This is a genomic window from Leucobacter sp. G161 (assembly GCF_001482305.1).
Taxonomy (GTDB): domain Bacteria; phylum Actinomycetota; class Actinomycetes; order Actinomycetales; family Microbacteriaceae; genus Leucobacter.
This window is the reverse complement of the sequence record NZ_LOHP01000063.1, coordinates 1-25,485: the sequence shown is the minus strand read 5'-3', so window position 1 is coordinate 25,485 and position 25,485 is coordinate 1. Positions and strand designations below refer to the sequence as shown.

Sequence of the window (25,485 nt, the reverse complement as noted above, 5' to 3'; positions counted from 1 at the left end):
CAGCGCTCACACCCTCAACGCAAGAAATGGGCATCACATGCACCAAAAGTTTTCAGGCTTCAAAGCCCGAGATTACGAGTTCAGAAACGACGACGGCACAACCGACCGACACGTCATCGTCATCTACATGGGAGTCAAACGGGCCGGGTTCATGGAATACGCCGATGCGTACAAATTCGTGAATCGAATCCACGACCTCACCGAAGCACACGAACGAAGGGACACCCAACCGTGACAGAGACGTTCACTCTCGAGTACGTGCAAAGGCTCAGGCGCGAAGCCGCCACATCACGAGTCAAAGCCAAAGACGGCGACCGCGACAGACAAGTAGCAGTTCGGCTGTCCGCAGAAAACATCGCACTTCGCGACCGCGTCACGCGCGCCGAAGCGGCGGCACGAACCGCTCAACAACAAGTCGCCCGACGCGACCAAACCATCAACGCGCTGCGAATGCAGCTCAACGAAAGGAACAAATAATGACCGAGGAAACCGTGACCGAGAACCCGACCGACACCACGACAGAGGCCACACTGGAACCTCCCACTACCGAGACGCCAGACGACACCAGCAAGCCCGGACGGGAGGCCGCGAAATACCGTCGCCAGTTGCGAGACACCGAAACCGAACGCGACACACTCAAAAACTCGCTACACGCAGCACGCACCGAACTTCTCCGCGCCCACCTCACTGCACACGCAATCGGGGGCAAACAGTTCAACCTCGACGCCCTCCAGGACGCCGGGATCGACACCGAGGAAATCTTCACCAACGGCGGCACCCTCGACCCCGAAGCCTTCGAAACGCTCATGAGTGGACTCCTGGAACACAAGCCCTACATGTTCACCGAGCTACCGAAGATACGCGCAGGAGCCGAGTCCGCCGCATTCGTCCCACAGGCCGACTTCGACACGGCATTCGCCCCCAAGAGGTAAAAGTCCCCGGTCTGCGGTAGAATCATTAGTGCAGGTTCTACCGCAGGCCCGAGGCCGCGACTATCTGCAAGGAAGCCCCAGACAGGGGCAACCCGGACAGGCCAGAGGCCACCGGCGAAACACACTCGTTTTCGTTGGTGGCCTTCTTCTATTCAGGCCACCGGACAGGAGCCCACAATGGCTACCCAGACAACCCTCACCGCGTCCAAGGCATGGCGACCGGATCAGAGCATCTTCAACCCCGCCGAGGTCGTCCCCGACGCGCTCATCCTCCAGCACTCCACCGTTGCCGGTGTGATCGAGGGAGACGCACCCGCACTGCGAGTCGCATACGTCACCGACGACACCGCCCAGTTCACCGCCGAGGCAGCCGAGATCCCCGAGGCAAACCCGACGCTTGACGAGGTGCTCGTCTACACGGCGAAGATCACCCAGCTCGTTCGTCTCTCCCAGGAGCAGTACCACCAGCAGGGCACCGCGGGGGAACTCTCGCTGAGTGTGCAGCGTGCGATCACGAAGAAGGGCAACGAGGCATTCCTCACCCAGCCCAAGCCCACCGGCAGCAACACCGCACCCCCTGCAGGCATCCTGAACATTCCGGGCATCGTTCAGGGCGACCCCATCACCGCGAACCTTGACCCCCTCATCGATCTGGTGGCGGGCCTGGAATCCAACGGGGGCACCCCCACCGGCATCCTCCTCGACCCCCTCGCATGGGCCGCCCTCCGCAAGATCAAGACCGGCACCGGCGCACAGACCGCACTACTCGGAGCAGGCACCAACGACAGCGTGAAGATGCTGCTCGATCTGCCAGTCACAGTCACCAGCGCACTCAGCGCCAACAGCGGAATCGTTCTCGACTCCAGCGCGATCGCATCAGCAGTCGGACCAGTGAAGGTCGCAACCGACGAAAGCATCTACTTCACCAGCGACAGCGTTGCACTTCGCGCGACTTGGCGAATCGGTTGGAACGTCGTCAAGGCAAACCGAATCGGAAAGTTCTCACTCACAAGCGAGTGACACAAGCAGGCGTCAACAGGCATCCTTTCGCCTGAAGGTAGCGAGCGGGTTTCAGTGAATTGACGTGAAGACCTACCTGCGCCACCGAGGCCCGCAACTCCACACCAGGAGCGGCGGGCCTCACCCATACCAACAGAAGGGTGGGGAGGGGAGCCCCCTATGCCACTCAGGTTCGCCCCCGCGGCATAGCGATCGCTCCCTCCGAGCTTTGAAATGAATGACCCTTGAAAGGATTGATTATGAGTGAAACACGTGCCCCTAGGGGGCTTGGTGATGGTGGTAAGCGGCTTTGGAGGTCGGTTACTGGTGAGTTTGATTTGGCGGAGCATGAGCTTGCGCAGTTGGAGCAGGCGTGTCGTGTGCGTGACCGGATTGGTGATTTGGATGGTCTGGTGTCGGATGAGGGTCTGATGCTTGCGTCGTCGCAGGGTGCGAGGTTGCATCCGGCTGTGGCTGAGGCTCGGCAGCAGCGGCTTGCTTTGGCTCGGTTGTTGGTGACGTTGGGTGTGCCTGATGCGAATGATGATTTGCCGGCGGCGGGTAAGGCTCGTGGAGTGTATGGGGGCAAGCGGTGAGGCGTAAGAAGGTGGACCGGCTGGAGGGCGTGCCGGTGGAGTTGGTGCGGTTTGATGAGTCGGTGTGGGGTTCGTTCGATGAGTGGAAGGCGGCGCGGTCTGTGTGGGCTGAGTCGAATTCTTGGCCTGGTGGTTTGTTGGCGAAGATTGTGGAGGAGCGAGAGGTTCGTCTTGGTTTGAGGGGGCTTGCTGCTCCTGACCGCCGTTCTCGGTAGGTTCGCTTTGCACGTGCCCACTGTGCTTGATCGGGTGCGGCAGCGGCGTGGAGCTCGAGCGGCATCGCCTGTGTGATGCAGGTCATGGGGTACTCACTTCTGAGTACCCTTGGCGATCATGTTGTTGAGCTCAACGAAGTGGTCACCTGTAAAGGTCTTTACACCTGGGGTAAGTTTTGAGAACGGGTCCTTTTCCCCGGTTCGGGGGTAAAGATGACCGGATTTGAGATCCGACCATGTGGACAGTTCTGTCTGTGTCGATGACCTCTGCAGCAGAGAGGCCATCTTGTGTGTGTTCGGCTCAGGTGTAACAAATGTGACACCTGGTGCGCGCAATCTCAGAATTGCGTGAGCTCAGACGTTTCCATGGGGCAAACGATGGGGCACCGCTGGCGCATCATCATGTTTCTGGGTGCAGGTGCTACATGTGTAGCACCCGCAGATCGTTGCTATCATGCCATTTAGTGCACCGTGAGGCTTGCTGGAGTTGGGTGGAGCTTGAAAGTTCAAATCTCCTACCCTCCGCCACGAGATGCCCCGCGCGATTCGCTCGGGGCATCTTTCGTTCTTCAAGAACTCTTCGCCGGCTCCAGGCTCCGCCCAGAAGCATCGGGTAAATTAGCAAGATCGCGCGGCATGTTTGCGTGCCGCTTCGACGAACAGGGAGTTACCGCATGGCGAGAAAGACGCAGCCAGAGCAGCCGCGCCGATCAGTCGTACGCCACGGAAAGCTCCCACGCTCTTCCTCCGTGAAGAACGTCAGCCGGTTCCTACTCACGACGCTGCTCGTCGTAGCGTTCTCCGGTGTCGCAACCGCAGCGTACGCCGTGTGGGGATTCGTCAACAGCGCAAAGACCGTCGATCTCGGCGGAAACACCTCCGCGGTCGGGGCAGGTACGCAGTCAATCGACGGCGAGCTGACGATCCTCCTCGCGGGCTCAGACACCCGCGTTGGCCAGGGATACGACGACGGCGAGGAGGGCGAGCTCAACGATGTGAACCTCCTGCTGCACGTCTCCGCCGACCACAAGAACGCGACCGTCGTCAGCTTCCCGCGTGACCTCATGGTGCCGATCCCGAGCTGCCCCAGCGAGGACGGCGAGGAAGACTTTTACCCGGCGATGAGTGAGCAGCAGCTCAACACGGCCATGGGATATGGCGGACTGCCATGCGTGGCTCGCACCATCTCCGAGCTCACCGGCATGGACATCCCCTACGCCGCGGTCATCACGTTCGACGGCGTCGTTGGCATTTCGGAAGCTGTCGGCGGCGTCGACGTCTGCCTTACCGAACCCCTCGTTGACCCGAAGACGAACCTTGATCTCCCCGCGGGCATGAACACGCTCGAGGGCTGGGACGCGCTGCAGTTCCTCCGCACCCGCTACGGCGTCGGGGACGGCAGCGACATCTCGCGCATCAACAATCAGCAGGTCTTCATGTCCTCGCTCATGCGAAAGCTCAAGAGCGCGGAGACGCTGACCGACCCGTTCAAGGTGTGGAACCTGGCCAAGGCCGCCGTCGACAACATGCTGCTCTCAGAGAGCATGAAGAGCATGCAGTTCATGCAGGCAGCTGCTGGGACGGTGCGCGACATCGACCTCGGGAACATCAACTTCGTGCAGTACCCAACGGTCGACCACCCATACGAGTCGGGTCGCCTCCTTCCCAATTCGGAGCTCGCCACGATCCTCTTCGACACGCTCGAGAGTGGCGCCGCATTCGACGTCACCGGCACAGGCGGGGCAGTAGCCACGCCACCCGCTGAGGGAGCCGCAGAAGTGCCAGCAACGCCTGAGGCACCCGCCACGGAAACGCCCGAGGGCGAGGCTCCGCCAGCCGAGACCGGGGCCCCACAGGGCGAGGACGGGCGCTACAAGCTTCCCCCTGAGATCACCGGGTTGAAGCCCGATGTCGAATCGTGTGTGGTCGGGCGCACAAACTACTAGCGCGAGGATTTCCGAGCACAGGTTTTTCCCGTTAGACTAAATGGCGTTGCCTGCTCATGGAGACGTGCCGGAGCGGCCGAACGGACTTCACTGCTAATGAAGGGTCGGGGTTAAACTCGACCGGGGGTTCAAATCCCCCCGTCTCCGCCATAGACAAGCAACACACTGAGCCCCACTCTTCGGAGTGGGGCTCAGTGCTTTCCCTGCATCGCCCCTGTGCATCCCCTGCATGCCCTCGACGGCCTGGCCCCGTGTCCGGTAGCGTGGGCAACTCGCACCGCAAAGGGGGAGCATGCGCAGAACGGCCATCGGCGCCGCGGCAGTTGCCGCTGCGGTCGTCGGCTCTGCGCTGCCGGTCGGCGCGACCGCCGCGCAAGCGGACCACCCGAACACGGTTTGCTCGCACTGGTCGCCTGCGGGAGAGAACTCACATCACGTTCAGGTGGACTGGATGGCAGGCCGGAGCTTCCGGGTGTCCATCACTGATTTCACGCTGCACGCAGCTGAGCGCGAGGCTGGGGACAGTTTCGTCAAGCTCCCCCTCGATCCGAACCTCCGGTTGAGCACGAACACGGTGTCGGTCGGCGACGGTCTCACTGTTTCCGATGTGTCGATCTCGCAGGGCGTTGCGGTCGGCGGGGCGGGCGACGACCACGCTCCGATCGACAATTACCGCAAGCTTCCCAGCGCACCGTGGGAATCGGCGACCGTGTCGGGCAGCACGATCACGTGGCTGCACGATGTCGACGCGCTCAGCGATGCAGACGGCACGCAGATCCACCCGAGCGACAGCCCAACCGCCGCCCGCGCCGCAGACTCGGCGGGCGTACTCGACTTCACGGTCACGGTGCCCGACAGTGTCGGTGGTGACGTCCCGCTCATCGCAGGCATGACCTCGGAGGTCACGGCGGGCGTGCTCAGCACTGAGACAACGGAGTGGACACCAGGGCAGGTGCTGGCGCGGGCCGTCCAGGGCTGCACGGTGTCCGTGGAGCCGGTCGGCTCCCCCGACGAGAAGCCAGCGTCGACACCGGAGGATGGGGATCAAGGGCAGCAGCCACATTCCCCGAACACGCCAGATCGCGGCTCGGAGAAGCAGTCGCGGGATCAGGAGGGACAGCCGAAGACGCCCAAGCCGCGCACCGATCCAGACCCACAGGATGCGCGTGAGCCCACCGGCCCCGGACACACCGCGCCCGGCAACACGTCAACGCGCTCACCCGATGACCCGGCGCCCACCAGGGGTTCCGGCACGAGCGAAGCTGCAGACGTCGCCAGCACTGGCGGGTTCAACCCGACCCCGTGGATCGTAGGCGCAGGGGCGACCGCGGCGCTCGGCATCGCACTCGCTGTGGCGGCGCGACGGTCCACGCGCGCCAAGCGCGGCCAGCCTGACAACACTGAGTGACGGCGGCCGAGCGGGTCCGGTCTACCGAATCGTCGACCGGTGCGGGTACGTTCCGCCGCTGAAGCGGTGCCAGATCATCGCCGCAGCCACGATCACGATAGAGCTCAACAGTACCGGCGCGAACAGGTAGCTCCAGCCGGCCCCCGTCACGCACACGACGACCGCGTTCGCCACCGCGGGCGGATGCAGCACCCGGAGCACGAGCATCGCGACAACCGACAGGGCAGCCGCGAGCGCGCCGGCGAGCGCTGAGGCGAGCTCACCATCCCACCAGCCGGAGTGCGGAATCGCCCCGATGCCGAGTCCGATCGCGGCGGAGACCATGTGTCCGCCAACGACCGCGGTCGGCTGCGAGACAGGCGCCTCGGGCAGCGCGAACACGAGCAGGCAGCTCGGGGCGAAGCCGAGAAACAGGAGCGTGAGATCCATCGAGGAGCCGAGCGCTCCGAGTACCGCGACCGCTCCCCCTGTGCCGATGGCCGCTAGCGCGATCCGGCGCCAGGGTAGCCGAGGCTGCGTGCTTGTCACGAGCGCACGCAGCTCGGCTCCCAACCCTTTTCGCACGGTCCCACTCTACGCCAGCGAGTCCTCCCAGGCCGCGTGGAGACCTGCGAAGCGGCCGCCGGCGGCGATGAGCTCAGCTGGAGTCCCGTCTTCCACGACGCGACCGTGCTCCATGACGAGCACGCGATCAGCAATGGCCACTGTCGACAACCGGTGCGCGATGATGATCGCGGTACGGTCGGCGAGGAGCGTCTGCAGCGCATCCTGCACAAGTCGCTCGCTCGGTAGGTCGAGTGAGGCGGTGGCCTCGTCGAGGATGAGCACTGCGGGGTCCGCGAGGAACGCGCGCGCGAACGAGATGAGCTGGCGCTGCCCGGCGGACACGCGCCCACCACGCTTGTTCACGTCAGTGTCGTAGCCGTCGGGCAGCGCCGAGATGAACTCGTCGGCACCCACGGCGACGGCCGCCGCACGGATCTGCTCGGGCGTCGCGTCGGGCTCCCCGAGCGCGATGTTCTCCGCGACAGTGCCACTAAAGAGGTAGGCCTCCTGCGTGACCATCACGATCGCGCGCCGCATGTCGGCGGGGTCGAGTTCGCGCAGGTCGATGCCGTCGAGCGTGAGCCTGCCCTCGGTTGGGTCGTAGAACCTGGCGACGAGCTTCGCGAGCGTCGACTTGCCTGCACCCGTGGTGCCGACGAGCGCGATTGTCTGCCCCGCTGGGATGTCGAGGTTGCAGTCGTCGAGCACGACCCGTGGGTCGTCGGCGCCACCGTAGCGGAAGCTCACGTCGGTGAAGCGCAGCGCACCGCGCGCTGCGGCCAGGGCGACCGGACGCTCCGGATCCTGCACCGTCGGCTCCTCCTCGAGCACACCCGAGACCTTTTCGAGTGCCGCGACGGCCGACTGGTACGAGTTCAGGAACATCGCAATGTCCTCGAGCGGTCCGAAGAAGTTGCGCACGTGCAGCACGGCCGCGAGCAGCACACCCACCGCGAGCGCATTGTCGGTCACTCGGAAGGCGCCCCAGAGCAGCACGAGCGCGACGGTGATGTTACCGAGCAGCACCAGGCCGGGATCGAGCACGCCGAAGAGGTTGACGACGCGCAGGTTCGCGCGACGGTAGTCGTCAGACACCTTCGCGAACGCCTTGTCGTTGCGCTTCTCACGGCGGAACGCCTGGACGGCACGGATGCCGGTCATCGTCTCAACGAACTGCACGATGAGCCGTGCGGAGACGGTGCGGGTCGCGCGGAACCCCTTCTGGGATTCGATGACGAACCACCACATGAGCAGCGCCAGCGGCACGCCCATACAGACCAGCAGCACGCCGCTGCGCCAGTCGATGAGGAACAGTGCGATGAGCGTGAACGTCCCAAGTAGCACCGCGTCGATGAGCTCCGAGAGGCTGCCAGAGAGCAGCTCCTGGATCGACTCGAGATCACTCGTCTGGCGCGAGATGATGCGGCCAGACGTGTAGCCCTCGTGGAATTCAAGGCTGAGTCGCTGCGTGTGCCGGAAGATGCGCAGCCGCAGCTCAAGCATGACTGCCTGCGTGAGCTTCGCGATGAGCACGACGTACCAGCCGACCAGCGCGGCACCCCCGCCGCCGATCGCGAGGTAGGCGAGCGAGATACCGATCGCCGGCCCCCAGTCGCCGTGGTTCACGGCACGCGGCAGCGCCTCGTCGATGCCGAACGCGATGAGCGACGGCCCGATTGCGCGGAACAACGCGGAAATGACGACGACGCCAGCGGTGAGAATGATGAGCCGGCGGAGCGGCTTCAGCAGTGAGCCGAGGAGCCTGAGCGACCGCTGCCTGATGGCACGGCTCTCCTCGCGGGTGTAGTTGCTGCGGTCTTCGCCGCGCGTGCCGCGCACGCTCTCGGAACTCATCGTGCCACCTCCTCGGTGCTGGTCGTGGTGTCAGGGGTATCTGTGGGGTGTGGCGGGCCGCCGGCCACCGGGCTGCCGACTGCCGGATCGGCGGCGGCGGGAGCCTCCTCGCCTGGCTCGAGCGAGGAAATGAGGTAGCGGTAGTGATCGCTCGTGCGGAGCAGCTCGCTGTGCGTACCGACTGCGGTGACGCGGCCGCGCTCCATCACGGCGACGCGGTCGGCCATCGACACGGTCGAGGGTCGGTGCGCGACGATGAGGGCGGTCGTGGTTGCGAGCACGCGTCGAAGCGCGGCTTCCGCGAGCGCCTCGGTGTCGACGTCGAGCGCGGACAGTGGATCGTCGAGCACGAGCACGTCTGGTCCCGCGGCGACAACGCGCGCGAGCGCGAGCCGCTGTCGCTGGCCACCGGAGAGGCTCATACCCTCTTCACCCACTTCGGTGTTCAGCCCCTCGGGCAGGTCGTAGGCGAAGTGCGCCTGCGCGACATCGATCGCCTCGCGGATCACGCGATCCGCCTCGGCACTCTCAGGGTCGAGGTCTTCACGCCCGAGCAGCACGTTCTCGCGCACGCTTGCCGAGAACAGGATCGGATCCTCAAACGCGACGCCGATGCGGCCCCGAAGCTCCTCGAGTGTGAGGTCTCGGACGTCAACGCCGTCGAGTTCGACGGCGCCGGCGGTCACGTCGTACAGCCGGGTCGGCAGTGCGGTGAGTGTCGTCTTGCCCGAGCCGGTCGCGCCAACCAGCGCCATCGTCTCGCCTGGACGCAGCACGAGGTCGAGGCCGTCGACGAGATCACGTTCGTGCTCGCGCGCATCGGGGAAGCGGAAGTGCACGCCGCGGAACGCGAGCTCGCCGCGTGGCTCTTCGACGGTGCGCGGGTGCTCCGGGTCCGTGATCGTGATCTCGGCATCGAAGACCTCGAACACGCGATCGGTCGCGGTGCGCGCGTCGATGAGGAAGGAGAACAGGAAGCCGAGCGAGTTCATTGGCCAGCGCACCGCGGCGGCGAGCGCGAAGAAGCCGAAGAGCTCGCCAACGGTGAGCTGTCCCATCGCGGCGAGGACGATGCCGGTGAAGAGGCATGCGGCGAGCGCGAGGAACGGTACGAGGTCGTACCAGAACCACATGATCCCGACCTCGCGGGCCTTGCCCATCTCGGTGCCGCGCAGCGTCTCGGCCTGCTTACGGAAGTTCGCGAGCGAGTGCCCGCCGCGACCGAATGCTTTGAGCACGCGGATGCCGTGCACGCTCTCCTCGACCGCGGTCGCGAGATCGCCTGACTGGTCTTGGCTCTTGCGCGACAGCGCACCGTACTTCTGTTCGAAGCGGTAGCCGACGACCCAGATGGGGAGCGAGCAGACGAAGAACACGGTGCCGAGTACCCAGTGCCAGCGGAACAACAGCCCAATGCCGATGAGCATGGTGAGGACGTTCACGATGAGCATGATGAGGCCGAAGGTGAGCCAGCGGCGAATCAGCCCGATGTCCTGCATCATGCGGCTGAGTAGCTGCCCCGACTGCCACCGGTCGTGGAACGCGACGGGGAGGCGCTGCAGCCGCTCGTAGAAGGTTTGCCGGATCGTGAACTCGACCTCGGTCATGGGGCGCAGCACGAAGCGGCGGCGCAGGAAGATGAAGAGTGCTTCGGCGATGCCGAGCCCGAGCACGGCAGCGACGCCCCAGAGGATCGCGGTGCGATCTCCCGTGCGGAGCGGGCCGTCAACGACCTCCTGCAGCACGATGGGGATGATGAGGCTCGCGACGGATCCGGCGAGCGCGACGATGAGGCCCGCAAGCAGCCACCACTTGGCGGGCTTGGCGAACGGGATGAGCCTGCCGAGTGCCCGGGGCAACGACAGTGATACTGAAGATGAGGAAGACATGATCCCTAAACGAGAGGATTGCGCCAGTGGCGCGAGTGCGGTGATGGAAGAGCAGGCCGAAAATGGCCCAGAACTAATGTCCGGTCAGCGCGCTGCCCGGACGAGCAGCTGCTGTGAATGCGATGACGCGAGTCATGAACTGCTCCTTTCCGGGTCGTGGGGATTCCAAGAAGTCACCCTATCCGTTCTGATCGAACCGGCGCAAGGTTTATTTTGCGCGACCGGCGCGTCCCGGCCGTGAGATCCCCGCGTAGTCCCCCGGTAGGGGTAGGGATTCGCTCCTGAAGGTGACGCGCCACAGTGCTCCATGCCGAGATGCTGGTGTTCCACCCGGAAGGATCCACTATGTCGCTCATCAGCTCCCCATCCGCGCCGTCTGCCGCCTCGTCTGGCCGCACACCGCGTGCGAGTACCGGCACCCGGGACGCCGCGGTGGATCTCGTGCGCGCCGCCTCCCTCATCGCGGTCGTCGTCGTGCACGCGCTCATGGTCGGCGTGAGCGTGCAGGGCGGCAAGGCCGTGCTCGAGAACGCGCTTGAACCGTGGGATGGCTTCACCGTGTTCTCGTGGTTTGCCCAGATGATGCCACTGTTCTTCATCGCAGGCGGCTTCGCTTCGGCGACCCACTACCGCAGACAGCGTGGCCGCGGGGTGACCGCGCCCGGCTACGTCGCCTCCAGGCTCGGCAGGCTCCTCCCGATACCGCTCCTCGCAGCGGGGGCAACGACACTCGTGCTCGGCGTGCTCACGCTCAGCGGGGTGGACCCCTCGATCGTCGCTACCGCGGGCTGGCGGATGAGTCAGCCCCTCTGGTTCCTCGGCGTGTACGTGCTGTGCTCCGCGCTCGTCCCGGCCCTGCTCACGCTGCACGAGCGCGCCCCGCGAACCACGCTCGCGCTGCTCGGCGTCGGAATCCTGCTCGTCGATGGCCTACGCTTTGTCACCGGTGTCGACGCGATCGGCTTCGCGAATCTGCTGCTCGTGTGGCTGTTCGTGCAGCAGCTCGGGTTCTTCCTCTCCGACGGCATCGTGCCAGGGCCCCGGCTCGCGCTTGCCTCGCTCGGCTGTGGCGCCGCGCTCATCGCGGTGGGGGCTTCACCGGCAAACCTTTTCGAGGCGTTGAACCCGCCCACCGCTGTGCTCGCGCTGCTCGGGGTCGTGCAGCTCGCGGTGTTCGCCGCGCTCAGGCCGCACCTTGCACGCCTCGCGAGCGTGCCAGCAGTGCGGGATATTGCGCAGGCCCTGAATGCGCGGTCGATGACGATTTACTCGTGGCACATGCCGGTGACGGTGCTGCTCGCTGGCCTGCTGCTCACCGCGACTGGCGCACTCGGCGGCACGCTCCCGCTGCCGCTCGGCAGCGAATGGTGGCTGTCACGCCCGGCCTGGCTCGCCGCGGTGGCGGTTGTCGTGACGCTCACCGTGCTCGGCGCGTGCCGGCTCGAGCGACGGGCCCTCGCCTGGGTGCGCACCGCGGCCACCCCGTCGCCCGCTCGCGCCGCGGCAGCGGCCCTCACGGGTGGCGCCGGCGTCCTCGTCATCCTCGCGGGCACGGGAGCCGTCTGGGCGTGGATCGCCGGGTCAGCGCTCCTCGCGGCCGCGCTCCTCACGAGCTGCGAGTGGCGTCAGAACGCGAAGGCAATCCCGAGCAGCACGCCGTAGGCAAGCGCCGCAAAGCTCGTGAGCTGCAGCACGAGGATGAGCTCGCGTGCGGTGCGCGCGGTGATCGTGATGATGACCGCGGGAATGACCGCAGCGAGCACAAACCAAACCAGGATCATGCCCGAGTATGCCCAGCCGTACAGCAGCGGGACGCCAAACGGCAGCACCATGCACACGACGTAGAGCACCCGAGTCCAGCGCTCACCGATCCGCACCGCGAGCGTGCGTTTGCCGGCCGCGCGGTCGGTCGGGATATCGCGCAGGTTGTTAACGATGAGCACGGCGACGGCAAAGAGCCCGACACCGGCGCCAGCAACCCACATTTCCTGGTTCGCGATCTCGGTCTGCAACCACACCGTTCCCACGGTCGCGACGAGCCCGAAGAAGATGAACACGACAAGCTCGCCGAGCCCCGCGTAGCCGTACGGGCGCTTACCGCCCGTGTAGAACCAGGCGGCGACGATCGCGACCGCTCCCACGGCGAGGAACCACCAGCGTTCGCTGATGACCACGGCCGTGATTCCAGCGACCGCTGCGAGCCCGAAGAACACGAGCGCGGTGGTGAGCACCCGCTTCGGGTTCACCCTGCCGGAACCGGTGAGCCGGGCAGGGCCGACCCGAAACGCGTCGGTGCCGCGAATGCCGTCGGAGTAGGCGTTCGCGTAGTTCACGCCGATCTGCAGCAGCAGGGCCACCGCGAGCGCGAGCAACGAGAGGGTAAGCGAGAACTCGTGCAGCATGTTCGCGATGCCTGCGCCGGCGGCGACGGGGGCAATCGCGAGCGGCAGCGTACGCAGCCGCGCCCCTGACACCCAATCGCGCCACGTCACTCTGCCGGTCTCGCCGGCCGCGATCAGCTCGTCGGCGACGGCGCGCAGGGCGGGGTTACCCGATCGTTTCGGGTTCTTCGTGCTCACGCTGTCTCCTCGTTCTCGGCCGGTGGGGTTGCGTCGCGTATAGTCCCGCCAAGCTGGACCAGGCTTTGGCGCAGCGAGCGGATCCACGTGTCAATGGCGGCATAGTCTGGCTTGCCGCCCGCGAGGCGCGGCAGCTGCTCGGCCTCGGTCGCCCACTCGGGCGCTGCGGCGGCTCCGAGCCTCGCCCGCACGCCCTCGCGTACCTCGTCGAACGGTGCGGCGCCCGCCGTCGTTTCGACGACGAGCCCAGGGCGGGATCCCCACTCCGGGTGATCGGTGGCGAGCGCGACCGCGCTCTCCCACCCGGCATACTCGCGGGCGACGCGCTCGATTTCGTCGAGCGACACGTTCACCCCGCCCGAGATCACGACGCGATCGAGCCGCCCGGTCACCGTGAGCATGCCGCCCAGCAGTTCGCCAGCATCGCCGGTGCGATACCAGCGCACTGGCACACCATCGCGGTCGGGCTCGACCACGAACCGGTCGTTGGTCTGCGCGTCGTCGCCGAGGTATCCGAGCGCGAGCGTCGGCCCAGCCAGCTGCACCTCGCCGCCGCGGATACGCACGAGCGTGTCCCCGATCTCGACGCCGTCGTACACGCAGCCGCCCGCCGTCTCGGTCATACCGTACGACCGGCGCAGGCTCACGCCGAGGGCGTGGGCGCGGCGGCGCAGTTCGAGCGACACCGCCTGCCCGCCGACGAGCACTGCGTCGAAGCGGCGGAGCGTCTCTGCCGCGTCCTCGTCGGCTTCGGCGACATCGAGCAGCCGGGCGAGCTGCACAGGTACGAGCGACACGTAGCGCCGGTCGTGCGCAAGCTGATCCGCCGCGTCGAGCAGCGCACGCGCGTCGGCACCCGCGGGCGCGAACACGGGCTCGATGCCGCTGGCGGCGCTGCGCACGAGCATCTGCAGTCCCGAGATCAGCTGCGTCGGGAGGGCGACCAGCCACTGGCCGGGCCCACCGAGGGTCTCGGCGGTCGCCGCAGCGCTCGCCACGATCGCGTCGCGGGACAGCGCGACGGCTTTGGGCGTCCCGCTCGATCCTGAGGTGCGCACCACCACCGCGGTGCCCTCGGGCAGCGCGAGCGCGCGGATCGCTTCGATCTCGGGGTCTCCCGGGTCGAGCCCGGGAGCGAGCGGAAGAATTGGGGCGCCGCCAGCGAGGGCGTCGTCGAGTGCGGCGATGAGCCAGGCGCGATCCTCAACCGGAATCGTGCGGAGAACGTGGGGTGCGGTCACCCATCCAGGGTACCGCGCCCCGGTGAAAGGAGGCGCGCCCCTCCCCCACCCCCCATTTTTCTATTCCGAGGCATTTGCAGCCTGCATCAGGCTCAGCAAAGAAAACTCGGGGCGGAGCAGGTGCGATGGGCGGTGCCGGACGCTCGCCCCCAATCGCATGTGGCTCTTCACATTCGGGGTGTGGGGGCTCCCGGTGCTGGCGAATGGACGTGGCGAGTGAGGCATTTCTGGAACCACCGGAAGGCCATAACCACCAGGCCCGACGAACGCGTCTCGACTACTGCGACATGCGCGCGACCCGGGCCCGCCTGCCCTCCACGGCACGGGCGCGAAGCGCCCGCGGCAGCTCCGCGCACAGATGCCAGCAGGTGCGTCGCGTTCCCGCGGTGAAGCCGGGTGGCCCGGGTCTGAGCGCTGCGGGGCTCCCACTGCCGGCGAGCAGCTGGCGGCGCCCGATTGCGCTGAGCGGTTTCCTCCGGCCCGCTGGGTCCACTGTGAAGCCCTCCCGCTCACCACGGCTGCTACACCTGCACAGCAAAGAACGCCCCTGAATAGCGCTCAGAAGACATGTCCTCAGCGAAGTCAGGATTGATCAGCAGCGAAAACACCCTGACTTTGCTCAGGGCATGTCTGTTCGGCGCTCCTGCTTGCCGAGGCCTACACGCTCAACCGTGAAGAACCCCTCATATCAGTTTGCGGCCCCAACTGACCCGCCCCAGTATCCTTCCGAGCCCCAGTTTTTCGTTCTGTGCCTTACACAGGCCGTATAAGGCTCAGAACGGAAAAACGGGGCCGGGTTGCTGGGCAGAGCGCAACGGGCCTCCGTCGTGACCCCGCGGCGCGGCAGCGCAGCAGCGCAGCAGCGCAGCCAGTTCCTAGTAGTGGTACGGGAACGGCGACCAGTCGGGGTCGCGCTTCTCGAGGAACGAGTCGCGTCCCTCAACAGCCTCGTCGGTGCCGTAGGCGAGGCGCGTCGTCTCACCGGCGAAGAGCTGCTGCCCGACGATGCCGTCGTCGACGGCGTTCATCGCGTACTTGAGCATGCGGATCGCGGTCGGCGACTTCCCGAGGATCTCGCGCGCCCACTCGATGCCGGTCGACTCGAGCTCAGCGTGCGGTACGACCTCGTTCACGGCGCCGATCTCGCGGGCGCGCTCGGCGTCGTATTCGCGGGCGAGGAAGAAGATCTCGCGGGCGTTCTTCTGGCCGACCTGCTTCGCGAAGTAGGCGCTGCCGTACCCGGCGTCGAAGGAGCCAACGTCGGCATCGGTCTGCTTGAACTTCGCGTGCTCGCGGCTCGCAATCGTGAGATCGCACACCACGTTGAGCGAGTGCCCGCCGCCTGCCGCCCACCCCGGAACGAGCGCGATGACGACCTTCGGCATGAAGCGGATGAGTCGCTGCACCTCGAGGATGTGCAGTCGGCCGGCGCGCGCGAGCGCCTCGGGGCCAACTGCCGTCTCGGAGTCGGAGTACTTGTAGCCGTCGCGGCCGCGGATGCGCTGGTCGCCGCCCGAGCAGAACGCCCAGCCGCCGTCTTTCTGGCTCGGCCCGTTGCCGGTGAGCAGCACGACGCCGACCTTCGGGTTCACGCGCACCCGGTCGAGCGCGTCGAACAGCTCGTCGACGGTGTGCGGCCGGAAGGCGTTGCGCACCTCTGGCCGCTCGACCGCGATGCGCGCGATGCGGCCGTCGAGGCTCAGGTGCGCGGTGATGTCGGTGTAGCCCTCGGCGCCGGGGGCGACCTCCCACACGCTCGGATCAAAGATGTCAGAAACCTGCTTGGTCATGCCCCCCAGCCTAGCTATCCGACGGCGACGCCGAACAGCAATCCGATGAGGTAGGTCGCGATCATCGTCGCGCCACCCATAAGCACGTTCCGCAAGACGGCACGCGCCCGTGGCGCCTCGCCGAGCTTGGCCGAGATCCACCCGGTGAGCACGAGCCCAACGAGCACCGCGAGGCCCGCTGCCGGGATACGACCAGCGCCGAGCGGAAGCAGGATCATGATGAGCGGCAACAGCCCGCCGACCGTGAACGCGACGAACGAGGAGATCGCTGCTGCCCACGGGCTCGTGTACTCATCAGGGTCGATGCCGAGTTCGACCTCAGCGTGTGCGGCAAGTGCGTCGTGGGCGCTGAGCTCCTCGGCGACCTGCGTCGCGAGAGCCGCGGACACCCCGCGCCTGCGGTAGAACCCGGCGAGGCCGCGCAGCTCAACCGCTGGCTGTTCGGCGAGCGAGCGGCGTTTCTGGTCGATGAGCGCCTTCTCGGTGTCGCGCTGTGTGCTCACTGAGACGTATTCGCCGCCGGCCATCGAGAAGGCGCCGGCGACGAGCGCGGCAACACCAGCGGTCGCGACCGCGACAGTGTTGCCCGGGGTGGCCGCGGCGACGCCGATGACGACGCCGGCGACGGAGACGATGCCGTCGTTCGCGCCGAGCACGCCGGCGCGGAGCCAGTTGAGCTTCTGACCGATGCGCGCCGAGCGCGGTTCTGGCCCGCCGTCACCCGCGGCGAGCGCGTCGGTTCCGGTCTGGGACTGCCCAGCGGGCTCCCCCAGCTGCGTCGTGGTGGTGCGTGTTGCTTCGAGTGTCATGGGATCCCCTTCCCCCAGTTCGGGGTGTTTCTTCCCCCAGTGTGCGCCTCTTTTTCGGGTACCGCAAGCAAGGTTAGGCTTGCCTTTACCCTGGTCAGAGCTACTTTTTTAGGTAAGCCTAACCAAGGTGAGACAATCGGGGCATGGCAATAGATGGGCTGCGCAGCACCGCGATTCCACCGCTGAGGGAGCTCCTCGATAGCGCGCGCGTGGTCGCGATTCCCACCCGCACGAGATTCCGCGGCATCACCGAACGCGAAGCCGTGATCTTCGAGTCGCCAGCTGGCGCGAGCGAGTTCTCTCCCTTCCCCGAGTACGGTGACGCGGAGAGCTCTCGCTGGCTGGCGGCCGCGATCGAGTTCGGGTGGAGCGAGGTGCCGCGCACGCTGCGGGAGCGCATCGCGGTGAACGCGACGGTGCCGGCGGTGCTCGCCGCCGAGGTCCCTGGCGTGCTCGCCAGGTTCCCCGGCTGTCGCACCGCGAAGGTGAAGGTCGCCGAGCGCGGCCAGACGCTCGCCGACGACATCGCGCGGGTCGCTGCGGTCCGCGCGGCGCTCGGAGATGACGCGCACGTGCGTGTGGATGCGAACGGTGGCTGGTCCGTCGCCGACGCATTCGCGGCGCTCACGCAGCTCGCGGTGTTCGATCTCGACTACGCCGAGCAACCGTGCGCGAGCGTGCCGGAACTCGCCGAGCTGCGCGAACGGCTCGCGGACGCGGGAGTCGCACTGCGGATCGCGGCCGACGAGAGCGTGCGCAAAGCGGAGGATCCGCTCGCTGTCGCGCGCGCAGGCGCCGCGGATCTGCTCGTGGTGAAGGCGCAGCCGCTCGGGGGCATCGCCCCGGCCCTGCGGATCATTGCGGAGGCCCAGCTACCGGTGATCGTATCGAGCGCGCTCGACACCTCGGTCGGCGTCTCCATGGGGCTGCACCTTGCCGCGGCCCTCCCCGAGGGCGTGCTCGCCGGCGCGTGCGGGCTCGGCACGGTCGCGCTCCTCGCCGGCGACGTCGTCGACCGGCCGCTCCTCCCCGAGGGCGGCGAGCTGCCGGTGCGCCGTATGACGCTTGACGCCGCAGCGCTCGATCGTTTCAGGGCCACACCGGAGCGCGAACGCTGGTGGCGCGAGCGGATCGAGCGCTGCTACGCGGAGCTGTCTGCGGCCGGCTAGGCGTCCTTGAGGTCGGGGAAGTCTTCCTCGCGCCACCCGGAGACGATGCGTTCGCCAGCCGAGTGCGCGACCTCCTCGCGCTGCCGCAGTTCGACGCGGCGGATCTTGCCCGAGGTCGTCTTCGGGAGCGCGAAGAACTCGACCCTGCGCACGCGCATGTAGGCGGGCAACGCCTTGCGGGCGTGCACGAGAATCGCGCGCGCGGTCTCCTCAGTTGCCGCAACATCGGCGGGAAGCGAGACGTACGCCTTCGTCACGTTCAGGCGCGTATCGTCGGGACACCCCACGACGGCCGCCTCGGCGACGAAGTCGTGCTCGAGGAGCACGCTCTCGACCTCGAACGGCGACACCTTGAAGTCGCTCGCCTTGAAAATATCGTCGGTGCGCCCAACGAAGGTGAGTGAGCCGTGCTCGTCGCGCTGCGCGACATCGCCGGTGTGGTAGAAACCGCCGGCCATCGCGTCCGCCGTCGCCTCGGGGTTGCCGTAGTAGCCGGTCATGAGGTTCACCGGTCGTGCCGCACCCTTACCGCCGTCCTCGGGCCCGAGCCGCAGGCAGGCTTCGCCCTCATCGCTCTCTTCGCCGGTCATCGGGTCGATGAGTACGATATCGACGCCGGGCAGCGGCTTACCCATGGCTCCGGGAACCACAGTTTCACCAGGCATGTTGCCGATCGTCGCGGTCGTCTCGGTTTGGCCGTAGCCGTCGCGGAGCACGAGCCCCCAGCTCTCCTCGATGCGCGAAATCACCTCGGGGTTGAGCGGCTCACCGGCCGATACGACCTCACGCAGCGCGGCGGGCTTCGCGCCCAGTTCGCTCTGGATAAGCATCCGCCAGACCGTCGGTGGCGCACAGAAGCTCGTCACGCCAACGCGATCGAGCTCGGCGATGATGCGCTCGGCCTTGAACTTCGCGTAGTTCGCGACGTACACGGTTGCGCCAACGTTCCAGGGGCCGAAGAAGCTCGACCAGGCGTGCTTCGCCCAGCCGGGGGCGCTGATGACCGAGTGAACGTCACCCGGACGAACACCCAGCCACGCCATTGTGGTGAAGTGCCCGAGCGGGTAGCTCGTGTGCGAGTGCACGGCGATCTTCGGCAACTTCGTCGTGCCAGAGGTGAAGTACAACAGCGCTGGGTCAGTGCTCGCCGTCAGCTTCGCGACGGGCGCGACCGACGCAGAACGGGACTCCTCGAAGCGGGCCCAGTTGTATAGCGCGGCGCGCTGATCCATCGTGCCTTCTTCGAGCCGCACCCCGATCCCAAGGAAGTCGCCTGGAATGGAGGCGAACTTCACCGCGTCCTCGGGGCCCGCGAACACCCACCGCACATTGCCGCGCTCGACGCGGTCGACGAGCTCCTGCGGCCCAAGCACGACCGACGTGGGGAGGATCACGACGCCCAGCTTCATCGCCGCGAGCATGATCTCCCACAGCTCGACATGGTTGCCGAGCATGAGCATCGCGATGTCGCCACGCTTGGCACCGATGCCACGCAGCCAGTTCGCAACCTGGTCGGAACGTCGCTTCAGCTCTCGGAAGCTGCGCTTGTACTCCCGTCCGGTCTCCTCAGCGATCCACAGCGCTGTCGTGTCGTTGTCCTCGGCAATGAGGTCGAACACGTCGTGCGCCCAGTTGAAGTTGTCCCCGACATCGGGCCAGCGGAACTCGGCCCGAGCCCGCTCCGGGTCGCCCTGCAGGGTCAACAATTGGTCTCTTGCGGCAAAAAAGCTCTCAGTCACGATCCCAGTCTCGCTCACGAAGGCCAGAAATGCACCACCCCTCGCACAACCTGAGGAGTTAACAGGCGATAACTATGACTTCGTCCGCTGCGCGGCGGTGTCGCGCGTCGTTGCTCGGTTCGGGGCCGTCGCCGCGCCACGGACGACCGCGATCCACTGCGCGGCGATCGCAGCCCACATCACGAGCGAGGCGACGATCAGGCCAGCGGCTGCCCCTTCGCTTCCCGCCATCGGGCCGGTCACCCACCAGAAGACGACCGCCTGGGCGGTGGCGAGCAGCGGAAGCGTGACGAACGAGGTGAGCACGATCGAAGGCCCAGCGGCGCCGGCGCGACGCAGCGCGAACACGAACAGCCCAGCCGCGGCAGCGAACACGAGCCCCGTGAACCCGGCCAGGCCTGCTAGCGGCGCTGCACGCTCGGCACGGTAGGCCTTCGCCGCCCCCTCAGTGACATTTGTGAAGGTGCCGTCGGCAAAGTTCAACACTGCGCCGAGGTCACTGCCCAGACCGAGCTCGTGCTGGCCGAGGCCCGCGTTGAGCGTTGCGTCGACGACGTACTCGGCGTCGCCTGCGCTCGCCGCTTCCCCGGGCGGAGGCGCGGGGCGGGATTGCACCTCATCGGCGTCGACCGTCACAACAAGCGCGCCGTCAGCCGCCAGTTCCTGAGCCCCGACGAGGAGCTCTATCCGCCCCGCATCGGTGTACATGTCGCGTTCGGTGCGCCAGTCGTTCAGACCTGTTCCGCTTTCCATCGGAATCTTCTTGGGGTCGCCGTGCCCGATCCACCCGCCCGACTGAACCTGCTCGACGAGCTCCGGCGCGATCGTGAGCTGCACCCTGATCGGCCGCACGGGCTCGGAGCCCGCGTATGGGTTGGCCAGTTCGGCGTAAAAGGTGTCATCCCAGAACCAGTGCATCGCGGTCCAGCGGAGTTGCTGTGCAACGCCACCACCGTCGCGCACTTCGACCGCAGGGCTCGCCAGCGAGTACCGCACCTCGACGGGAAGTGTGCCGTTACGTACCTCGCTCAGCTTGGTCGTGATCTTCGTCGTCGACGAGCCAGCGGATTCCGTGAACGGAACCTCTGCGCCGTCGACGAGCACCGCTTCCACCTCAAGACCGAGATCCTGCCCCTGCCGCTCCCGCGGCCACTCGCGCTCGAACTGTGGAACGGACGCACCGCCGGCAGCGAAGCCTGCGGTAATGTGCTCGGTCACGGCGAGCTTGGCGCCACCAGTCGAGTCTCGCGTGAGCTCAGCTTCGATGCTGAACCCCTCGGTCTGCGACCAAATCGAGCCGCGCGACTCAGATGACGGCCAGGTGAGAAACTCGTCCTGCCCATACGGCGCCGGTTGCGTGCTCACGAGCACAATCGAGCCCGCGAAGAGCGCGCCCGCGGCGACAAGCGAGAGTAGCGCCGGGATCGACAGGAAGTGTTCACCGCGCCACCCCGCCGCAAGCCCCCGCTCACCAGCGTCACGCTCAGCGTGCGCGGTGATCACATTGCCAGCCGTGCGCGGAGAACTAAACAACACGGCATACGGCAGCAGCGGATCAGTCACCGGGCCGCGGTCAAGCAGGCGCGTCGTGCGGGCGAAGACGTCGATCCCGCGCAGCTGCTGCACCGCGAGCGCACCCTTGCGCGTCAGCGGGCGAGGACGGGCGACCGCCCAGAGCGCGACAGCGGCGATCACGGTCGAGGCGAGCACAAACAGCGCGGGCCACCACACGACAAGCAGGATGACCTGGTGTGACAGCTGCCTGAGCAGGCCCCACTGCAGCAGCGTGACCGCAATTGGCGCGAGAATAAACGTATCTCTGACGTAGCTGTCAGGGCGCCACCGCAGCCGCTGCTCGACGGCGGTTTCCTGCCGCGCCCAGCGGGATCGCCACCGGAAAACCGCTGGGAGGTTTCCGAGCCTGCCGGCGCGACGGCCAGCTTGGGCGATGGCGCGCAGCCACAGGCCGTGTAGCGAGCCTCCGACGCCGCTGTGCTCAGGGGGCCCCGCGGCGAGCTCCGCGACGAGTTCTGCGTGTCGGGGCTTCTCCATGAGTTCCGCTGCCAGCATCGGGCTGAGCTGCGACGGCGGCTCGTCGCGGGCGGTGAACCACGGCTCGCCAGCAGAATCAGCCCAGACGATCCAGCGTGCGGCGAGCGCGAACAGCATGAGCAGCGCGAGCGCCCCGAGCGGGAGCAACGGACCCCAAGTCTGCACCCAGAACAGCGCAGTCTTCTGGGGCTGCGCGAACGTGCCCTCGGCGAAGGAGAACTCCACCCAGACGTCAGCGTGCGGCGGCAACGAATCAGTGTTCTCAAAGGCGTAACTGACGGTTTCGGCGGTTTCCGTGTTGGGCGTGAGCCACACGTTCCCAGAGACGAGAAGCCAGCCGACAGTCGCATGCGGCTGCCGTACCAGCGCTTCATCGAGAACGCGCGGCAGCGTCACCGACACTTCAAGGCCTTTGGTTGCCTGCGGCCAGCTCGGCGCGAAGAGCGGCCAGTTCCACTCGTCGATAGCCTCGCCCGTTGCGCGATCGTTCGCGGGGCGCGCGAGGTGATGGAGTTCGTACTCAAGCACGATCTCGCGTTCGCCGTCGAGCCGCTCCCCGCCTGGGGCGCGCATCGTGACGTCAGTTGTGATCGGATGCCGTTTCACCGTGGTGTCGGCTGGCACGCCGTCAATCAGCGCCCCGAGCAGTGCGAACTCGGCGTCGTTTCCATTGACCTCGGTGACGAGTGTGCGAACCACGTCAGGCTCGGGCCCGTTGGCGAAGTTCGCGAGGAAGCGCTCCGTGACGCGCGCAGAGAACGTGCCGTCAGGCGCGCGATCCACCTCGTAGTCGATTGCCGCGTCGCGCGCGATCCAGTCAACGTCCGAGACATTGGCGGCGGCAATAACGTCGTCAAAGCTCATGGGCTTGTTCAGCACCGGGCCGACGAGCAGGAAGACACCGATGGCGGCGAGCAGCCCCCAGAATAGGCGGATCCCGGTGCGCAGACCCTTCCCGCCACGTGCGCGCAGAAACTGTTCGATACCGTCGAGTCTGCCCGCGAGCCATCTGAAGAGCGGCGTGTGCTCGGGCTGCGGATCGGGAATTCGCCCTGAGCTCAGCGGGTTGAAATCGCTCCCCGGCAGCTCAGCGGCCGCCGCGGCATCCGAGCCGCTCCGTTTCTTCGCCCGCGGACTCACACGCCGCTGGTGAACACTGTGTGGAGGTTCGGATCCGCAACCGCGGCACGGCCGCCAAGGCCATTGATCTCGAAGAGCACCGCGGTACCGGCGACGGTGTAGCCGAGCATCTCGAGCAGCTCACGGGCCGCTTCGAGCGTGCCTCCGGTAGCGAGCACGTCGTCAATGAGCAGAACGCGGCTGCCAGCGGGAAGATCATCGTGCGCCTCGACCTCGGCCACACCGTACTCGAGTTCGTAGCCGACGGACGCCGCGGGGCGGGGCAGCTTGCCAGCCTTCCGGATGGGCAGGAGGCCAGTACCTGTCGAGTACGCTGCGGCACTCGCAAGTAGGAAGCCGCGGGCCTCAAGCCCCGCGATCACATCGAAGGTGCCGAGGAAAGGAGCGATGAGCGCGTCAACCGTCGCCCGCAACGCTCGACCGTCCGCGAGCAGCGGCATGATGTCCCGGAAGATGATCCCGGGAGCCGGGTAATCGGGAATTCCCAGGATGAGCTTCTCTGCTCGCGCGAGCTCTGCGCTCGGCTCGGGAAAGTGCGGCATCGCGAGCTCGTCGCTATCAGTGTTCATAGGCACGTACTTCATCGTACCTCCCGAAGGAGGGTAGAGGTCTGCCGCTGTCATTGCTATCGTTACGTTCACCCGCACTGCGGGTGATTTGCTTTACAACGAGGTGAGGTATCACGATGCTGTTCGATCAGGCACTCTCCGCGACCGTTTCCACGGCCCGGGCTGACACGATCGGGGAACACCTGCGGCGCACAGCAGCACGGCACCCCAACAAGCCGGCGCTGATTGATGGTGAGACGACGCTGAGCTTCGCCGAGTTCGACAGGTTCGCGAACCGTTTTGCGAACGCGCTCACCGACGCTGGCGTCAAGCCAGGCGACCGGGTCGTGCTGCTCAGCCGCAACTGCTGGCAGTTCGCCGTCACCGCGTACGGGGCCGCCCGCGCCGGGGCAATCCTGGTGCCGCTGAACTTCGTGCTCACCCCCAGTGAAATCGGGCCGCTCATCGCGGCATCATCGCCAACGATGCTCATCGTGCAATCCGCGCTCGTGCCGACCGCAGAAGCCGCGCTGGCGCACTCAGGTGTGGGCGCCGACACGCTCGTCGAGATCACAAGCGACCTCGCGACCGCGCCAACGTGCGGCTGGATACCCTTCGAGGAGCTGCTCGCAACGGCGACCGACGTCGAGCCCCCAGCGACGCTTGGGCCTGACGATCCGCTGCGCATCATGTTCACGAGCGGCACCGAATCGCGGCCGAAGGGCGCCGTGCACTCGAGCCGCTCGCTGAGCTCCGAGTACCTGAGCGCCGTCGTCGAGGGAGGCATGTCGGGCGACGACGTCGAACTCCACGCGCTGCCCCTCTACCACTGCGCCCAGCTCGACTGCTTCCTCGGGCCGGACATCATGCTCGGCGCGACAAGCATCCTGCTGCCTGCGCCCGAACCAACGACCGTCTTGCGCATGATCGCTGAACACCGCGTCACCAAGTTCTTCGCACCGCCCACCGTATGGATTTCACTGCTGCGCTCCCCCGATTTCGACACCGCAGACCTGTCCAGCCTGAAGAAGGGCTACTACGGCGCAGCTGCGATGCCCGTCGAGGTGCTCCACGAGCTCCAGCAGCGACTTCCCGGGCTGCAACTGTGGAACTTCTACGGCCAGACCGAGCTTGCTCCCGTGGCGACGATCCTCCCGCCGCACGAGCAGCTCAGCCACGCTGGCTCCGCGGGCCGGCCGGTGCTGCACGTCGAAACCCGCGTGGTCGACGAGGCAGGCAACTCGGTCCCCGTCGGCGAGGTCGGCGAGATCGTGCACCGCAGCCCCCAGCTCGCGCTCGGCTACTGGAATGCCCCGGAGCAGACCGCCGAGGCGTTCCGCGGCGGCTGGTTCCACTCGGGCGACCTCGGAGTGTTTGACGAAGACGGCCGGCTGCGCATCGTCGACCGCAACAAGGACATGATCAACACCGGCGGCGAGAACGTCGCAAGCCGAGAGGTCGAGGAGGCACTATACGAGCACGCAGCGATCGCCGAGTGTGCAGTGTTCGCCACACCGCACCCGAAGTGGGTCGAGACCGTTACCGCGGCCGTCGTGCTCGTCGCAGGAACCTCCGCCACGCAGGAAGAGCTCCGCGCCCACACGCGCGAGCGACTCGCGGCGTTCAAAGTGCCGACAATCGTCCACATCGTTGAGATTCTGCCAAAAAACCCGAGTGGAAAGATCCTCAAACGTGAGCTTCGGGAGCAATTCGCGCAGGCGGCTCCCACCCCGTTTTGAACATGGCCCAACTTTCGTGTAATGTATTTCAAGTTGAGAGTTTAACACTGCGCCCCTAGCTCAGCTGGATAGAGCATCTGACTACGGATCAGAAGGTCAGGGGTTCGAATCCCTTGGGGCGCACAACATCACCAGAAACCCCCGTCGCGGAAGCGGCGGGGGTTTCTGCGTTCTCCGGGTGAGGCCGCGGGTTACCGGCCAGAATGTGTGTAACGGGGCTTATAGGACAAAACGTGTGGATGGTTCCGGGAGTGTCAGTCCCTCCCCACCCATCCAGCACGTAGCCAGAGCCCC

General features: G+C 66.5%; 20 protein-coding genes and 2 tRNA genes. 12 read left to right on the top strand and 10 right to left on the bottom strand.

All coding sequences use genetic code 11. From position 1 onward, the window contains the following. Positions 1-37 precede the first annotated feature (37 nt). The 8 genes from AUL38_RS09625 to AUL38_RS09590 all read left to right on the top strand — a co-directional run bounded on the left by AUL38_RS09625 (position 38) and on the right by AUL38_RS09590 (position 6,096). Positions 38-235 carry a hypothetical protein gene (locus tag AUL38_RS09625; protein WP_059061533.1) on the top strand — a complete coding sequence of 66 codons (198 nt, stop codon included), beginning with the start codon at positions 38-40 and terminating at the stop codon, positions 233-235. Beyond that, entirely contained in the window at positions 232-477 is a 246-nt protein-coding gene (locus AUL38_RS09620) for a hypothetical protein (protein WP_059061532.1), read from the top strand. The genes AUL38_RS09625 and AUL38_RS09620 overlap by 4 nt, the downstream gene beginning before the upstream one ends. Then, on the top strand, positions 477-932 hold the full coding sequence (locus tag AUL38_RS09615) for a hypothetical protein (protein WP_059061529.1): 456 nt from the start codon (positions 477-479) through the stop codon (positions 930-932). The genes AUL38_RS09620 and AUL38_RS09615 overlap by 1 nt, the downstream gene beginning before the upstream one ends. Before the next feature lie 177 nt (positions 933-1,109). Next, positions 1,110-1,952: a phage major capsid protein gene (locus tag AUL38_RS09610; RefSeq protein WP_059061527.1), complete on the top strand. Its 843-nt coding sequence runs from the start codon at positions 1,110-1,112 to the stop codon at positions 1,950-1,952. Positions 1,953-2,191: 239 nt separating this feature from the next. Next, entirely contained in the window at positions 2,192-2,527 is a 336-nt protein-coding gene (locus AUL38_RS09605) for a hypothetical protein (protein WP_059061525.1), read from the top strand. Positions 2,528-3,416: 889 nt separating this feature from the next. Beyond that, positions 3,417-4,688, top strand: a complete 1,272-nt coding sequence (locus AUL38_RS09600) for an LCP family protein (protein ID WP_059061523.1) — start codon at positions 3,417-3,419, stop codon at positions 4,686-4,688. A 58-nt stretch (positions 4,689-4,746) separates the two neighbouring features. Beyond that, positions 4,747-4,838, top strand: a tRNA-Ser gene (locus AUL38_RS09595). Positions 4,839-4,980: 142 nt separating this feature from the next. Beyond that, entirely contained in the window at positions 4,981-6,096 is a 1,116-nt protein-coding gene (locus AUL38_RS09590; RefSeq protein WP_059061521.1) for a hypothetical protein, read from the top strand. Between the two features lie 21 nt (positions 6,097-6,117). Here AUL38_RS09590 and AUL38_RS09585 read toward each other — a convergent pair whose 3' ends face one another. Genes AUL38_RS09585 through AUL38_RS09575 form a run of 3 tightly spaced genes read right to left on the bottom strand, consistent with a single transcriptional unit; the run spans position 6,118 to position 10,385 of the window. Further along, positions 6,118-6,660 (bottom strand): HPP family protein, encoded by a 543-nt coding sequence (locus AUL38_RS09585; RefSeq protein ID WP_153006547.1) that lies wholly within the window; start codon positions 6,658-6,660, stop codon positions 6,118-6,120. A gap of 9 nt (positions 6,661-6,669) precedes the next feature. Next, entirely contained in the window at positions 6,670-8,496 is a 1,827-nt protein-coding gene (locus AUL38_RS09580) for an ABC transporter ATP-binding protein (RefSeq protein ID WP_059061517.1), read from the bottom strand. Continuing rightward, on the bottom strand, positions 8,493-10,385 hold the full coding sequence (locus AUL38_RS09575; RefSeq protein ID WP_083506759.1) for an ABC transporter ATP-binding protein: 1,893 nt from the start codon (positions 10,383-10,385) through the stop codon (positions 8,493-8,495). Before AUL38_RS09575 ends, AUL38_RS09580 begins: the two co-directional genes overlap by 4 nt. Before the next feature lie 345 nt (positions 10,386-10,730). Between AUL38_RS09575 and AUL38_RS09570 the strand changes: the two genes are divergently transcribed. Continuing rightward, on the top strand, positions 10,731-12,047 hold the full coding sequence (locus AUL38_RS09570) for an acyltransferase (RefSeq protein WP_059061515.1): 1,317 nt from the start codon (positions 10,731-10,733) through the stop codon (positions 12,045-12,047). On the opposite strand, the gene AUL38_RS09565 is transcribed toward AUL38_RS09570, so the two are convergent. The 4 genes from AUL38_RS09565 to AUL38_RS09550 form a co-directional block, all read right to left on the bottom strand. Beyond that, the gene (locus AUL38_RS09565; RefSeq protein ID WP_059061513.1) at positions 12,011-12,964 is read right to left on the bottom strand and encodes a 1,4-dihydroxy-2-naphthoate polyprenyltransferase; all 954 of its coding nucleotides are present in this window, start codon (positions 12,962-12,964) and stop codon (positions 12,011-12,013) included. The two genes, AUL38_RS09570 and AUL38_RS09565, sit on opposite strands and share 37 nt — an antisense overlap. Further along, positions 12,961-14,205 carry an AMP-binding protein gene (locus AUL38_RS09560; protein WP_235590678.1) on the bottom strand — a complete coding sequence of 415 codons (1,245 nt, stop codon included), beginning with the start codon at positions 14,203-14,205 and terminating at the stop codon, positions 12,961-12,963. Before AUL38_RS09560 ends, AUL38_RS09565 begins: the two co-directional genes overlap by 4 nt. An 875-nt stretch (positions 14,206-15,080) precedes the next feature. Further along, positions 15,081-15,995 (bottom strand): 1,4-dihydroxy-2-naphthoyl-CoA synthase, encoded by a 915-nt coding sequence (locus tag AUL38_RS09555; protein WP_059061511.1) that lies wholly within the window; start codon positions 15,993-15,995, stop codon positions 15,081-15,083. A gap of 14 nt (positions 15,996-16,009) precedes the next feature. Continuing rightward, a complete protein-coding gene (locus AUL38_RS09550) occupies positions 16,010-16,804 on the bottom strand; it encodes a VIT family protein (protein ID WP_083506757.1) in 795 nt (264 codons plus the stop codon). 143 nt (positions 16,805-16,947) lie between these two features. On the opposite strand from AUL38_RS09550, the gene AUL38_RS09545 reads away from it, so the two are divergent. Then, entirely contained in the window at positions 16,948-17,973 is a 1,026-nt protein-coding gene (locus AUL38_RS09545; protein ID WP_059061509.1) for an o-succinylbenzoate synthase, read from the top strand. Here AUL38_RS09545 and AUL38_RS09540 read toward each other — a convergent pair. The 3 genes from AUL38_RS09540 to AUL38_RS09530 all read right to left on the bottom strand — a co-directional run bounded on the left by AUL38_RS09540 (position 17,970) and on the right by AUL38_RS09530 (position 23,473). Further along, complete coding sequence (locus tag AUL38_RS09540; RefSeq protein ID WP_235590677.1) at positions 17,970-19,712, bottom strand: AMP-binding protein; 1,743 nt, start codon at positions 19,710-19,712, stop codon at positions 17,970-17,972. The two genes, AUL38_RS09545 and AUL38_RS09540, sit on opposite strands and share 4 nt — an antisense overlap. A gap of 72 nt (positions 19,713-19,784) precedes the next feature. Then, a complete protein-coding gene (locus tag AUL38_RS09535) occupies positions 19,785-22,904 on the bottom strand; it encodes a DUF2207 domain-containing protein (RefSeq protein WP_059061508.1) in 3,120 nt (1,039 codons plus the stop codon). Then, a complete protein-coding gene (locus tag AUL38_RS09530) occupies positions 22,901-23,473 on the bottom strand; it encodes an adenine phosphoribosyltransferase (RefSeq protein WP_235590682.1) in 573 nt (190 codons plus the stop codon). Before AUL38_RS09530 ends, AUL38_RS09535 begins: the two co-directional genes overlap by 4 nt. A gap of 116 nt (positions 23,474-23,589) precedes the next feature. Here AUL38_RS09530 and AUL38_RS09525 point away from each other — a divergent pair, with 116 nt between their 5' ends. Next, positions 23,590-25,191 carry a fatty acyl-CoA synthetase gene (locus AUL38_RS09525; protein WP_059061505.1) on the top strand — a complete coding sequence of 534 codons (1,602 nt, stop codon included), beginning with the start codon at positions 23,590-23,592 and terminating at the stop codon, positions 25,189-25,191. A gap of 49 nt (positions 25,192-25,240) precedes the next feature. Next, positions 25,241-25,314 (top strand) — tRNA-Arg (locus AUL38_RS09520). The last annotated feature ends 171 nt before the right edge of the window (positions 25,315-25,485 follow it).